Raw genomic sequence first — 12,397 nt, 5'->3', positions numbered from 1 at the left:
GGCAGAGATGCGCATCAATTCTGAGTACATGACACTTGTTTTATCGCTCAAATCAAAATCAAGACCGACGCACGATCATGAATGCCCGGCAGATCTCACGCTGTCCCGGAAGATGAAACGCGATCCCTCCAGGAAGGATGTGACATCATCGGAGATCGTCTGAGACAGATTTTGCGGGATCGGCCATCCGTAGACGAATTTGCGGATCGCCAGATAGAAAACCTTCCCGTGCATCGCCCAGGCGGCCTCGATCTCCCGTTCCGTCAGCGGGATCGTATCCGGGTCCGGAAGACCGAGATCGGCCCGGACCTCCGCGCAGATCGGGTGGATGACCCGCTCGCGGATGGTCGCGAGGTAACGGGGGGCGATGTCGTAGCCCTTCAGGCCTGAGAAGACGAAGATCCTGACCCACACGAAATCGAAGATCTGCTCGGTGTACTCCGTGTAGAATCGGATGATCCGGGAACTCAGCGGTTGAGACCGGTCGCGGACCAGTCCGGTCCAGGCGGGATTCCAGCGCTTGACGTAGACGTGCTCGTAGACGCGGTCGAGCAGGGCGTCCTTGCTGGGGAAGTACCGGAAGATCGCCGAATGCGTGATGCCCAGTTCCCGGGCGAGTTCCCGCGTCTGTCCGCCGAGACCGTGTTCGGCGAAGAACTGCGCGGCGGCCTCCACGATCTGCTGCTCGCGCTCGGCCGCAGGCAGGCGGCGCCGGGGCTTGGTCGACGCGGGATGCCCGGGGCAGGCGGCGATCTCAGCCATGCTTCGTGACCGGTTGGTTATTTCGCTTGACGGCGCGGTTCGCCTCTCGATAGCTTGTAACCAAGCGGTCAACAACGAGCGACCCCGAAATCGGCGGCCTGGGAGGGACGCACATGAAGGCGCGGGCCTTCGATTACCGCCGCGTCGCCAGCGTGGCGGAGGCGCTCGACGCCTATGCCGGCTGCCCGGGCGAGGCGCGCTACCTCGCCGGCGGCCAGAGCCTCCTGCCGGCGCTGAACCTGCGCCTCGACGCACCGGACCTGCTCATCGACATCGGCCGGATCGACGCCCTGCGGGGAATCGCCGTCGAGGGCGGCGCGCTGCGGATCGGCGCCCTGACCCGTCACGCCGAGACCCTGGCCTCCGACCTGATCGCCACCCACGCGCCGATGCTGACCGAGGCGGCGGCCTACATGGCGCATCCGGCGATCCGCAACCTCGGGACGATGGGCGGCAGCCTCGCCCTGGCGGATCCCGCCTCCGAACTGCCGGCCTGCATGCGGGCGCTCGGGGCATACATCGAGATCACCGGGCCGGCCGGCATCCGGAGTGTGGCCGCGGACGCGTTCTTCCGGGACCTGTTCGAGACCGCGATCGCGCCGGGCGAGATCCTGTCGGCGGTGCGCGTGCCGCTCGGCCGCCCGAACACGCGGATGCGCTTCGACGAGATCGCCCGGCGGCGGGGCGACTACGCGATGGTCGGGCTCGCGGCGCACCTCGTCCTCGCGGGCGACGCCGTCGAGACGGCACGCCTCGCCTTCTGCTCCGTCGGCCCGACCCCCGTGCGGGCGCCTGCGGCCGAGGCGGCCCTGGCCGGCCGGCCCCTGGAACCGGAGAGCATCGCGGCGGCGAAGGCGGCCCTGGCCGGGGACCTCGACCCGGACGACGACGACACGCTCTCGGCCGCGGCGCGGAAGCACCTGGCCGGGGTCCTCCTCGGCCGGGTCCTGTCCGGCCTCGGGGACGGCCGTCTGACGGCGGAGGCCGCATGATCGCGCCGCAACCGGTCGCCCTCACGGTCAACGGCGCCAAGGTCCGGCGCTTCGTGGAGCCGCGCCTATCGCTCGCCGATTTCCTGCGCCAGGATCTCGGGCTCACCGCTGTGCATCTCGGCTGCGAGATCGGCGCCTGCGGGGCCTGCATCGTCAATCTCGACGGCCGACCGGTCCATGCCTGCCTGATGCTCGCGGTGCAGGCGGACGGGATGCACGTGGAGACCGTCGAGGGCCTCTCGGATTCGGGGGCCATCGCCGCGCTGCAGGCGGCCTTCCACGCCCGCAATGCCCTGCAATGCGGCTTCTGCACGCCGGGGATCCTGGTCGTCGCCCTCGCCTTCCTGAAGGACTGCCGCGCCGGCGGTGCCGTCCCGTCGCGGGGGGCGATCCGCGACGCCCTGTCGGGCAATTACTGCCGCTGCACCGGCTACGAGGCGATCGTCGACGCCATCCAGGGCGTCGCGGAGGCCGCGTGCGCCGCCGAGGCGGCGGCGTGAGCGCGGCCACCGACAGCCCGGGCCGGGGCCGCTATATCGGCCGGGGCCTTCCGCGGCCCGGTGCCAAGCGGCTGCTCGCGGGACGGGGGCGCTACACCGACGACGTGGTGCTGCCCCGCATGCTCCACGCCGCCTTCCTGCGCAGCCCCTACGCCCATGCCCGTCTCGGGGCGATCGAGACGGCCGAGGCGGCCGCGATGCCGGGCGTGCATGCGGTGCTGACCGGCGCCGACTTCGCGCGGATCTGCGCGCCCTGGACCGGGACGCTCAGCCACTTCAAGGGGCTCCGCTCGGCCCCGCAGAGGCCCCTCCCGACCGACCGGGTCGTCTGGGCCGGCCAGCCGGTGGTGATGGTCGTCGCCGAGAGCCGCGCGGAGGCCGAGGACGCCCTGGAGGTCATCGGCATCGACTTCGAGGAGCTGGAGCCCGTCGTCGACCTCGACGCCGCGCGGGCGGCCGACGCGCCCCGGATCGACGCGGACGCCCCCGACAACGTCCTGTTCCGCACCCGGATCGAGGCGGGCTCGACGGCGGAGGCCTTCGCCGAGGCGCGCAGCGTCGCGGTCGACCTGCGCTTCGGCCGGCACACCGCCGTGACCATGGAGCCCCGGGCGCTCGTCGCCGATTACGATCCGGCGGAGGAGCGGCTGACGGTCCACCAGTCGACCCAGACGCCCTACCAGTTCCAGGACATCTACGCCCGGCATTTCGGGCTCTCGGAGGCCCGGGTCCGGGTGATCGCCCCGGATGTCGGCGGCTCCTTCGGGATGAAGCTGCATCTCTACCACGAGGACATGGCGGTGGTGGGGGCGAGCCTGCTGCTCAAGCGGCCGGTGAAGTTCACCGCCGACCGGATGGAGGCCTTCGCCAGCGACATCCACGCCCGCGACCACCGGGTGCGCGCCCGGCTCGCCTTCGCGGAGGATGGGCGGATGCGGGCGATCGAGGTGGACGACGTGACCGGCGTCGGCCCGTTCTCGGCCTATCCGCGCACCAGCGCCGTGGAGGGCAACCAGGTGGTGCGCCTGATCGGGGCGCCCTACCGGCTCAGCGACTACCGGGCCGACCTCACCGTCGTCGCCCAGAACAAGGTGCAGATGAGCCAGTACCGGGCGGTCGGCCACCCGATCGCCTGCGCGGTGACGGAGCGGCTGGTCGATCTGGCGGCGCGGGAGCTCGGCCTGGACCCGTTCGAGATCCGCCGGCGCAACTACGTCACCGACACCATGTACCCGCACAGGACGCCGAGCGGGTACACGTTCGAGAGGCTCTCCCTCGCCACCTGCCTCGACAGGCTCCACGCCCTCATGGACTACCCGGCGCTGCGCGCCGAGCAGGCCGCCCTGCGGGAGACGGGCATCCACCGGGGCATCGGCATCGCCACCTATGTGGAGATCACCAACCCGACGCCGGCCTTCTACGGGGTCGGGGGCGCCCACATCTCGGCGCAGGACGGCTGCGTCCTCAAGCTGACGCCCGCGGGCGACGTGGCCTGCGCCATCAGCATCACCGAGCAGGGCCAGGGCAGCGAGGCGATCGTCGGCCAGATCGTCGCCGAGGGCGTGGGGCTCGACCGCGACCGCGTCCGGGTGCTGACCGGCGATACCGAGACGACGCCCTCGGGCGGCGCGACCTGGGCCTGCCGCGGGGCCGGGATCGGCGGCGAGACCGCCCTCCAGGCCGCGCGCAAGCTGAGGGCGCGGATCCTGGAGATCGCCGCCGCCATCCTCCAGGCGGAAGCGAGCGCCCTCGACATCCGCGACGGCGCGGTGACCGACGCGGACGGCAGCCCCCGCATGACGCTGACCGAGGTCGCCAACCTCGCCTATTACCGCTCCGACCTGCTGCCGCCGGACGTGTCGCCCGCGCTCACGGTGGCGCACCACTTCGCCCCGCGCGGCTACCCCTTCGCCTTCACCAACGGCATCCATGGCAGCCTCGTGGAGGTCGATCCGGAGACCGGACTCGTGCGCATCCTGAAGCATTGGGTCGTCGAGGATTGCGGCCGGATCATCAACCCGCTCCTCGTGGACGAGCAGATCCGGGGCGGCGTCGTGCAGGGCCTCGGCGCCGCCTTCTTCGAGGAATGCCGCTACGGCGAGACCGGCCAGCTCCTGAACGGGTCGATGACCGACTACCTCGTGCCCATGGCCTGCGAGATGCCCGACATCGTCATCCGCCACGTCGAGACGCCGACGCAGGACACCGAACTGGGCGCCAAGGGCTGCGGCGAGGCCGGCACCGCCGCCTCCAGCGCCGCGGCGCTGAACGCCGTCAACGACGCCCTGCTTCCCCTCGGCGCCGCGGTCTCGCAGCTGCCGATGACGCCCGAGCGCATCCTGAGGGCGCTCGGCGTGGTGTGAGGGTTCTCTGGGTTTCGCGACGCGGGCCGGCCTGCAAGAGCCCGCGCGCACAGGAGGAACGGATGATGGGTCAGGATACGCTCTCGCGCCGGACGCTCGTCGCCGGCATGGCCGCCACGGGCACGCTCGCGGGGATCGGCCGGCCGCGCCCGGCCCGCGCCGCCGAGACGATCCGCATCGGCTTCCCGACGCCGGTCACCGGCCCGTTCGGCGCCGAGGCCAAGGACCAGATCCGCTCCGCCGAGCTGGCCGTCAGGCAGTTCAACGAGGCCGGCGGCCTGGACGGGCGGATGGCCGAGCTGCTGGTCCGCGACGACAAGCTCAACCCCGGCGAGGCCGCCACGCGCACCCTGGAGCTGATCGAGAAGGACAGGGCCCATTTCATCGTCGGCGCCCTGTCGAGCGCGGTGCAGCTGTCGGTCAACGAGATCACCCGCTCCCGCAAGGTGCTCTACGTGTCGATCAGCCAGTCGGACACGATCAACGAGGCCAAGGACTTCAGCCGCACGACCTTCCACGAGGCCCTGAACCCGCACATGACCACCGCGGCGGTGGCCAAGCACGCGTTCGGCAAGGGCACGAAGGTGGCGTATCTCGTCGCCGACTACGCCTACGGCCACGAGATGCTGCGGGGCTTCAAGCGCGCCGCCGCCGCCATCGGCGCGGAGACGGCCGGCGAGATCCTGCACCCGTTCGGCGCGGCGGATTACTCGACCTTCATGCCGCGCCTGCGCTCGATGCGGCCCGACATCCTGTGCATCTGCAACTTCGGCCGCGACCAGGCGAACAGCATCAAGCAGGCCAACGATTTCGGGCTGAAGAAGGTCGCCCGGATCGTCGTTCCGGTGCTCCTGCACAACCAGCGCCTCGCCGCCGGCCCCGACGCGTTCGAGGGCGTCGTCGGCGCCAGCAACTATTACTGGCGCCTGGAGGACACCGTCCCCTCGGCGAAGGCCTTCAACGACGCGTTCCGGGCCGCCTATGCGGGTGCGGTCCCCACCGATTACGGCGCCTACGGCTATGCCGCCATCCGCTCGCTGCTGATGGCCGTGAAGGCGGCCGGCGACACCGACACCGACAAGGTGATCGCGGCACTGGAGACCCTGACGTACGACGTCGCCAAGGGTCCGGAGCATTACCGGGCCTGCGACCATCAGGCCGTCCAGTCGGTCCTCGTCACCGAATCCAAGAAGAAGTCTGAGATGGCCAACGAGGCGGACCTGTTCAAGATCCTGGAGATCGAGCCGGGCTCGGAGGCGGCCCTGCGGAGCTGCGACGAACTCGGGCACCGCGCCTGACCGGGGCGCGGGAGACGGCCATGGATTGGGGATCCCTCGACCTCGAACTGATCGCCATGCAGCTCTTCTCGGGCGTGGCGCTGGGTGCGGTGTTCGTGATGCTGGCGCTCGGCCTGTCGATCATCTTCGGCCTGCTCGGCATCGTGAACTTCGCCCATGGCAACATCTTCATGGTCGGCGCCTATGCGGGCGTGTTCGTGATGGAGTGGACCGGCAGCTTCTGGGCGGCCCTGCTCCTCGGGCCGCTCCTCGTCGGGGCGCTGGGCCTGCTCATCGAGCGGTTCCTGATCCGGCCGCTGGCCGGCCGCCCGCCGGACGACGCGCTGCTCCTAACCTTCGGCCTCGGCTACGTGCTCGTCGAGGGCGTGCGCATCCTGTTCGGCTCGGACGGCCTGCCCTTCGCCACGCCGGAGGCGCTCTCCGGCGTGGCCGACCTCGGGGTCGGCTTCTTCCCGATCTACCGGATCTTCGTGATCGGCGTCGTCGCCCTGGTCCTCGTCGCCTTGTGGATCGGGCTGGAGCGGACGAAGCTCGGGCTGATCGTCCGGGCCGGCGCCCGCGACCCGGAGATCCTGCGGGTGCTCGGCGTCGATATCGAGCGGCTGTGGCTCTGGGTCTTCGGCCTCGGCATCGCGCTCGCGGCCCTCGGCGGCGTCCTCGCCGCGCCGATGCGCTCGGTCAACCCGGAGATGGGCAATGTCGTCCTCGGCGAGGCCTTCGCCGTCACGGTGATCGGCGGGATGGGCTCGCTGATGGGCTCCGTCGTGGCGGGGCTGCTCGTCGGCGTCGTGGTCTCGATGACCGCTCTGATCGCCCCCGAGATGGCGAGCATCGCCATGTTCGCCTTCATGGCCCTGGTGCTGCTCGTGCGGCCCCAGGGGCTGTTCGGCAAGCCCGGCCTCGGTGCCTGAGGGAGAGCGATGACGCAGCCCCTCGACCCGACGGTCATCGGTCCCCCGGCGCCGGCGGTCTCGCGCCGCTCGCCCCTGGCGGGCGGCGCCCTGTCGCGATGGCGCGCGCCGCTCTCGATCCTCGCGCTCCTGGCGCTGCCCGTCCTGCTCCCGTCGCAGGCGCTCGCGGTCAACGTCCTGATCTACGGGCTCTACGCCGTCGGCTACAACCTGCTCTACGGCTACACCGGCCTGCTCTCGTTCGGCCATGCGGCCTTCTTCGGGACCGGCGCCTACGTCACCGGCATCGCGATCGGCGCCTACGGCCTGCACCCGCTGGCCGCGATGGGGCTCGCGGTCGCGGCGGCCGGAGCGCTGGCGCTCGCCATCGGCGCGGTCTCGATCCGGTCGCGGGGCATCTACTTCGCGATGGTGACGCTGGCGCTGGCGCAGCTCGTCTACTACGCGGCGCTCCAGGCGTCGGCCTGGACGGGGGGCGAGAACGGCCTGCGCGGCTTCACGGTCGCCCGGATCGGCCTCGGCCCGGTCGCCTTCGACATCCTGAACCCGCTGACCAAGTACCTCGTGGTGCTGGCCGTCGTCGGCGCGGCGCTGGCGATGATCTCGCGGATCCTCGCCTCCCCCTTCGGGGCGGTGATCGAGGCGATCCGCGAGAACGAGACCCGGGCCCGGGCCTGCGGCTTCGACGTGGAGCGCACCAAGCTGCTCGCCTTCGTCCTCTCCGGCTTGTTCTGCGGCCTCGCCGGCGCGCTCTCGGCGATCCACCTGTCGATCGTGCCGCTGGACAGCCTCGCCTACCACACCTCGGGCATGGCCGTGGTGATGACCCTGGTCGGCGGCGCCGGGACCTTCTTCGGACCGTTCGTGGGCGCCCTGGCGGTCCTCGTGCTCGAGGACACCCTGAGCCTTTGGACGCCGCACTGGCAGCTGGCGCTCGGCACCGTCTTCATCCTGTTCGTGCTGTTCCTGCCCCGGGGCCTCTGGGGCACCGCTCTGGCCCGGCTCGATGCGATGCGGGGCCGCCCGTGACCGGACCCGTCCTCCAGGTCGAGAACCTCGGACGCCGCTTCGGCGCCTTCACCGCACTCGAAGGGATCAGCGCGACGCTCGGGCGCGAGCGCATCACGGCGGTCATCGGTCCCAACGGCGCGGGCAAGAGCACCTTCTTCAACCTGCTTTCCGGGGCCCTGAAGCCCACGAGCGGGACGCTCCTGTTCGGCGGCCGGGACCTGCGGCGCGTGCCCCAGGCCCGCTTCGCGCATCTGGGCATCGCCCGCTCCTACCAGATCACCACGGTCTTCCCTCGGCTCACCGCCCGCGAGAACATCCGCACGGCCCTGCAGGCGCGCGTGAGCCGGTACGATTTCTGGAGCCGCCGCGACCGGCTCGCCGGGCTCGCGGAGCGGGCCGACACGCTCCTCGAATCCGTCGGCCTCGCCGGCCGCCGGGATCGGCCTGCCGCCGCCCTCGCACACGGGGAGCAGCGGGCCCTGGAGATCGCCATCGCGCTCGCCGCCGATCCGACGCTTCTGCTCCTCGACGAGCCCACCGCCGGGATGGGGCCCGAGGAGACGAAGGACATGGTGGCCCTGCTCCGCCGCCTGTCGGCCGAGCGCGCCGTCCTCCTGGTCGAGCACAAGATGAAGATGATCCTCGGCCTGTCGGAACGGATCCTCGTCCTGCACCATGGGCGCCTCATCGCCGACGGCAGCCCGGCCGAGATCCAGGCCGACCGTGAGGTCCGCCGGGTCTATCTCGGCCAGAGCGGCGGGTACGGCCATGCTTGAGCTCGACGGCCTCCAGGCGTGGTACGGGGCGAGCCACGTCCTGCATGGCCTCACCTTCGCGGTGCGCGAGGGGGAGATCCTGGCCCTGATCGGCCGCAACGGCGCCGGCAAGACCACCACCATGAAGGCCGTGATGGGCCTGATCCCCAAGGTCGGCGGCCGGGTCCGTTTCCTCGGTCAGGACCTGCTCGGACGCCCGGCCCATGCGCGCTTCCCCCTGGGGCTCGCCTACGTGCCGGAGGACCGGCGGATCGTGCCCGGCCTGACCGTGCGCGAGAACCTGAAGCTCGGCTTGCTGCGCGCGCCGGCCGAGATCCGCGAGGGGCCGGCCATCGCCGAGATCGCCGAGACCTTTCCCCGCCTCGCCGAGCGCCTCGACCAGGTCGCCGTCACGATGTCGGGGGGCGAGCAGCAGATGCTCGCCATCGCCCGCGCCCTGATCGCGCGGCCCAAGCTGATCCTGCTCGACGAGCCCTCGGAGGGCATCATGCCGGTCCTCGTCGAGGAGATGGGGCGCCTGTTCGTCGCCCTGCGGGCACGCGGCGTCACGCTCCTCCTCGTGGAGCAGAACGTCGAGTGGGCCCTCAACCTCGCCGACCGCGCCGTGATCATCGACCAGGGTGCGGTCGTCCACGAAAGCTCGGCCGCGACGCTGCGGGCCGACAGCGAGATCCAGGACCGCTACTGCGCGGTCTGAGTGCCTGGCCGGTGCGCCTTTGGACGGGAGAACACGATGGACATCACCGGGGAATACCGCATCGCGGCACCGCGCGCGGCCGTCTGGGCCGCCCTCAACGATCCTGCGGTGCTCGCGCGCTGCATCCCCGGCTGCAAGGAACTCACGCAGGTCTCGCCCGAGGAGTTTGCCGCCAAGGTCGCCCTGAAGATCGGCCCGGTCTCGGCGACCTTCGCCGGCACCGTCCGGCTGGAGGATATCCGCGCGCCCGAGGGTTACACCCTGACGGGTCAGGGCAACGGCGGCATGGCGGGCTTCGCCAAGGGCCGTGCCGCAGTCGCGCTCCGGCAGGAGGACGTCGAGACCGTTCTGACCTATGAGGCCAAGGCGGAGATCGGCGGCAAGATCGCCTCCCTCGGGGGGCGCCTGATCCAGGCGACCTCGCGCAAGCTCGCCGACCAGTTCTTCGGCGCCTTCGCCGCCGAACTCGGCGCCCCCGCGCCCGTCACGGACACGGCCGAGGCTTCCTGAGGGCTACGCAACCGAAGGAGGCCCCGGCCGCGTCCCGTGCGTCGGCCCGGGTGCCGGCCCGATCGCGGACCGCCGGCGCTCAAACCGATTCGGCTGGCCCGCCACCGAACGTGCAGGCCTGCGTCCCGGTGGGTCGGTCGTCATCTGCCGGGCCAGGCCGGTCGGCCTCGTGGCCGCTCACGCGGCGATGATCAAGGGCGCGGCCGCTTCGGGATCGCCGAAGCCTCGCACCTTCGGCCGCCTCGGTTTGGACCGGATGGACAACCGCCTGAAAGCGCACGGCGCAACGGTTTGATCAGGTTCTGAAGGTAATCTTGCCGCTTCTACCGCTAGAGGCTGGACGAGTACGATGCGGATCGCGTCAGGCAAAGAAGAAGAAGCCAGGACGGTTCAGCTATCGGAGGTTCTCGGCGCCTTGAGCCACGCCCTCGACCTGACGGAAGGTCAGCCCGTGGGGCATTGCGTGCGGGCGACCTGGATCGGCTTCCACGTCGGTCGGGAGCTGGGGCTGACCGACGCGCAGCTCTGGGAACTCTACCACACGGTCATGCTGAAGGACCTCGGTTGCTCCAGCAACGCCGCGCGGATCTGCGAACTCTACCTCTCCGACGATCTCGGCTTCAAGCGCGACTTCAAGACGGTGAGCGACAGCCTGCCCAAGGTTCTGGGCTTCGTCTTCGCCCATACCGGCCTCAAGGCCGGCCTCGCCGAGCGCTTCCGTGCCGTGCTCAACATCCTGCAGAATGGCGGCGCGATCGTCGATGACCTGATCCAGACCCGCTGCCAGCGCGGTGCCCAGATCGCCCGTCAGCTTCGCTTCCCGGCGGGCGTCTGCGAGGCCATCCACGCGCTGGACGAGCACTGGAACGGCAGCGGCCGACCGGACCACCTCGCCGGCCCCGCGATCCCGCTCTACGCACGGGTGGCGCTCCTCGCCCAAGTGGTGGACGTGTTCCACACCGCAGCCGGCCGCGCGGCCGCGATCGCCGAGGTGCGGGCGCGCTCGGGCACATGGTTCGATCCTGAGGTCGTCGCCTGCTTCGAGGCGGTCGCCGCCGAATCCCGCTTCTGGGAGACCCTGGCCTCGGACGAGGTCGAGGCGGCGGTGTTCGCGCTGGCTCCGGGCAGCCCGATCGTCGTGGACGAGGATTACCTCGACGATATCGCCCGGGCCTTCGCCCAGATCATCGATGCCAAGAGCCCGTTCACCTCCGGCCATTCCGAGCGGGTCGCGGTCTACGCCGACATGATCGCGGCCGAACTCGGCTACCCCTCCGAGCGCCGCCGCTGGCTCAAGCGCGCGGCGCTCCTCCACGATGTCGGCAAGCTCGGCGTCTCCAACGCGATCCTCGACAAGAACGGCAAACTGGACGACGCGGAGTGGCGCGACATGCGCAATCACGCGTCCCTGTCGGAGACCATCCTGACCCGCGCGGCGGTGTTCCACGAGATGGCCAGCATCGGCGGCGGCCACCACGAGCGGCTGGACGGCCGGGGCTATCCCCGCGGGCTGAAAGGCGACGCCATCGCACCCGAGACGCGCATCGTCTCGGTCGCCGATGTGTTCGACGCGCTGACCGCCGACCGGCCCTACCGGGCGGCCATGCCGCTGGAGAAGGCGCTCGGCATCATGCGCGCCGATCTCGGCACGGCATTCGATCCGAACTGCTTCGCGGCGCTGGAGCGTGCGCTCGCCGCGATCGAGGGCGATCTCGTTCGGGCGGCCTGAACCGCCCCTCGCCCCCCCTCCGGCTACCGGACCGCCGCCATCGCGCCCGCGCCGCTGCGCGGCGATGCGTCCCGCGACGCCAGGACGATGGCCGCACGCACCACCCATCCGCAGGCCGGCGCACGCAGAGCCCGGAGGAACAGTGCATTGACGATGCGGGCGAGCATGCTCTGAGCGTCCTGCTTCCGGGATCCGTGGCGGGCGCCGATCGTCGGCGGAGCCGTCCTTCCCCGGTCATTCCAGGATGCATCGTCCGACTGTAGATGCCGATACCGATTTCGATTGCATTTGATACATCCGGATCAGCATTGGTTAGAGCCGTTGCCGGTCCGGCGGACGGCCCCGTGCGGGTCGCGCCTCCGGACAGGGTCCCCCGCCTCCGATCCGGTCACCGCGTCGGCGATGCCGCAGCACCGAGGCGGACGGTGCCCAAGGGGCGGTCGCGCCCACGAGGATCTCGACGTTGCCCCGCGCCGGCGTCAGCAGGTGCGGCGCCAGACCGGCCTGCCAGAGCGCGCGGAGCGCGGCCTCGAGCCCGACGCGGACGCCCCAGGGACGGCCGCTCCCGCGCGGAATTCGGGCCGCCGCAAGCGACGACCTCGGGTCGGAGGCCACATGCCACAATGCGCGGCTTCGGCTCGTCCGCGTCTGCGCTTTCCGGTTGAACGGATTGGCATTCCCATGGACGCCCGGTGCGGGACACGCGGGAGATGAGCCGGCTCCGGCGTACAAGTCCTCGGCGTCCGAGGGGACGGCGCCTGGCGGCGAACATTGCTGTCGCGCCGGCCGGCGACCGATTCCGGTCACCGGCACGGTGGGCTTTCGGGCTGCCGTCGCGCCGGAGACGT

12 protein-coding genes are annotated in these 12,397 nt (G+C 71.0%); 10 read left to right on the top strand and 2 right to left on the bottom strand.

Annotated elements, in window-relative coordinates:
• Positions 1 to 75: 75 nt before the first annotated feature.
• Positions 76 to 762, bottom strand: coding sequence for a TetR/AcrR family transcriptional regulator (locus tag MKL01_RS11635; RefSeq protein ID WP_243905366.1), 687 nt, complete (start codon positions 760 to 762; stop codon positions 76 to 78).
• 113 nt (positions 763 to 875) lie between these two features.
• Here MKL01_RS11635 and MKL01_RS11630 point away from each other — a divergent pair, with 113 nt between their 5' ends.
• The 10 genes from MKL01_RS11630 (at position 876) to MKL01_RS11585 (ending at position 11,549) form a co-directional block, all read left to right on the top strand.
• Positions 876 to 1,754, top strand: a complete 879-nt coding sequence (locus MKL01_RS11630) for an FAD binding domain-containing protein (protein WP_243905365.1) — start codon at positions 876 to 878, stop codon at positions 1,752 to 1,754.
• Complete coding sequence (locus MKL01_RS11625) at positions 1,751 to 2,254, top strand: (2Fe-2S)-binding protein (protein ID WP_243905364.1); 504 nt, start codon at positions 1,751 to 1,753, stop codon at positions 2,252 to 2,254. The genes MKL01_RS11630 and MKL01_RS11625 overlap by 4 nt, the downstream gene beginning before the upstream one ends.
• Complete coding sequence (locus MKL01_RS11620; RefSeq protein ID WP_243905363.1) at positions 2,251 to 4,617, top strand: xanthine dehydrogenase family protein molybdopterin-binding subunit; 2,367 nt, start codon at positions 2,251 to 2,253, stop codon at positions 4,615 to 4,617. Before MKL01_RS11625 ends, MKL01_RS11620 begins: the two co-directional genes overlap by 4 nt.
• A 62-nt stretch (positions 4,618 to 4,679) precedes the next feature.
• The gene (locus MKL01_RS11615) at positions 4,680 to 5,915 is read left to right on the top strand and encodes an ABC transporter substrate-binding protein (protein WP_243905362.1); all 1,236 of its coding nucleotides are present in this window, start codon (positions 4,680 to 4,682) and stop codon (positions 5,913 to 5,915) included.
• Positions 5,916 to 5,935: 20 nt separating this feature from the next.
• Positions 5,936 to 6,826 (top strand): branched-chain amino acid ABC transporter permease, encoded by an 891-nt coding sequence (locus MKL01_RS11610; RefSeq protein WP_243905361.1) that lies wholly within the window; start codon positions 5,936 to 5,938, stop codon positions 6,824 to 6,826.
• 9 nt (positions 6,827 to 6,835) lie between these two features.
• Positions 6,836 to 7,855 (top strand): branched-chain amino acid ABC transporter permease, encoded by a 1,020-nt coding sequence (locus MKL01_RS11605; protein WP_243905360.1) that lies wholly within the window; start codon positions 6,836 to 6,838, stop codon positions 7,853 to 7,855.
• Positions 7,852 to 8,613, top strand: coding sequence for an ABC transporter ATP-binding protein (locus tag MKL01_RS11600; RefSeq protein WP_243905359.1), 762 nt, complete (start codon positions 7,852 to 7,854; stop codon positions 8,611 to 8,613). Before MKL01_RS11605 ends, MKL01_RS11600 begins: the two co-directional genes overlap by 4 nt.
• Positions 8,606 to 9,310, top strand: a complete 705-nt coding sequence (locus tag MKL01_RS11595) for an ABC transporter ATP-binding protein (RefSeq protein ID WP_243905358.1) — start codon at positions 8,606 to 8,608, stop codon at positions 9,308 to 9,310. The genes MKL01_RS11600 and MKL01_RS11595 overlap by 8 nt, the downstream gene beginning before the upstream one ends.
• 36 nt (positions 9,311 to 9,346) lie before the next feature.
• Positions 9,347 to 9,820: an SRPBCC family protein gene (locus tag MKL01_RS11590; RefSeq protein ID WP_243905357.1), complete on the top strand. Its 474-nt coding sequence runs from the start codon at positions 9,347 to 9,349 to the stop codon at positions 9,818 to 9,820.
• A 349-nt stretch (positions 9,821 to 10,169) separates the two neighbouring features.
• Positions 10,170 to 11,549 carry an HD-GYP domain-containing protein gene (locus MKL01_RS11585; RefSeq protein WP_243905356.1) on the top strand — a complete coding sequence of 460 codons (1,380 nt, stop codon included), beginning with the start codon at positions 10,170 to 10,172 and terminating at the stop codon, positions 11,547 to 11,549.
• A 23-nt stretch (positions 11,550 to 11,572) separates the two neighbouring features.
• Here MKL01_RS11585 and MKL01_RS11580 read toward each other — a convergent pair whose 3' ends face one another.
• Positions 11,573 to 11,716, bottom strand: a complete 144-nt coding sequence (locus MKL01_RS11580; RefSeq protein ID WP_243905355.1) for a hypothetical protein — start codon at positions 11,714 to 11,716, stop codon at positions 11,573 to 11,575.
• Positions 11,717 to 12,397 lie beyond the last annotated feature (681 nt).

The organism is Methylobacterium sp. J-070 (assembly GCF_022829385.1).
Lineage (GTDB): Bacteria > Pseudomonadota > Alphaproteobacteria > Rhizobiales > Beijerinckiaceae > Methylobacterium.
This window is presented reverse-complemented; position numbering and strand designations above follow the sequence as displayed.

Excerpts from the sequence above, each read along its gene's own strand:
- MKL01_RS11610 (WP_243905361.1), top strand. The coding sequence starts at position 5,936 with ATGGATTGGGGATCCCTCGACCTCGAACTGATCGCCATGCAGCTCTTC.
- MKL01_RS11635 (WP_243905366.1), bottom strand. The coding sequence starts at position 762 with ATGGCTGAGATCGCCGCCTGCCCCGGGCATCCCGCGTCGACCAAGCCC.
- MKL01_RS11615 (WP_243905362.1), top strand. The coding sequence starts at position 4,680 with ATGATGGGTCAGGATACGCTCTCGCGCCGGACGCTCGTCGCCGGCATG.
- MKL01_RS11585 (WP_243905356.1), top strand. The coding sequence starts at position 10,170 with ATGCGGATCGCGTCAGGCAAAGAAGAAGAAGCCAGGACGGTTCAGCTA.
- MKL01_RS11605 (WP_243905360.1), top strand. The coding sequence starts at position 6,836 with ATGACGCAGCCCCTCGACCCGACGGTCATCGGTCCCCCGGCGCCGGCG.
- MKL01_RS11590 (WP_243905357.1), top strand. The coding sequence starts at position 9,347 with ATGGACATCACCGGGGAATACCGCATCGCGGCACCGCGCGCGGCCGTC.
- MKL01_RS11630 (WP_243905365.1), top strand. The coding sequence starts at position 876 with ATGAAGGCGCGGGCCTTCGATTACCGCCGCGTCGCCAGCGTGGCGGAG.
- MKL01_RS11580 (WP_243905355.1), bottom strand. The coding sequence starts at position 11,716 with ATGCTCGCCCGCATCGTCAATGCACTGTTCCTCCGGGCTCTGCGTGCG.
- MKL01_RS11625 (WP_243905364.1), top strand. The coding sequence starts at position 1,751 with ATGATCGCGCCGCAACCGGTCGCCCTCACGGTCAACGGCGCCAAGGTC.
- MKL01_RS11595 (WP_243905358.1), top strand. The coding sequence starts at position 8,606 with ATGCTTGAGCTCGACGGCCTCCAGGCGTGGTACGGGGCGAGCCACGTC.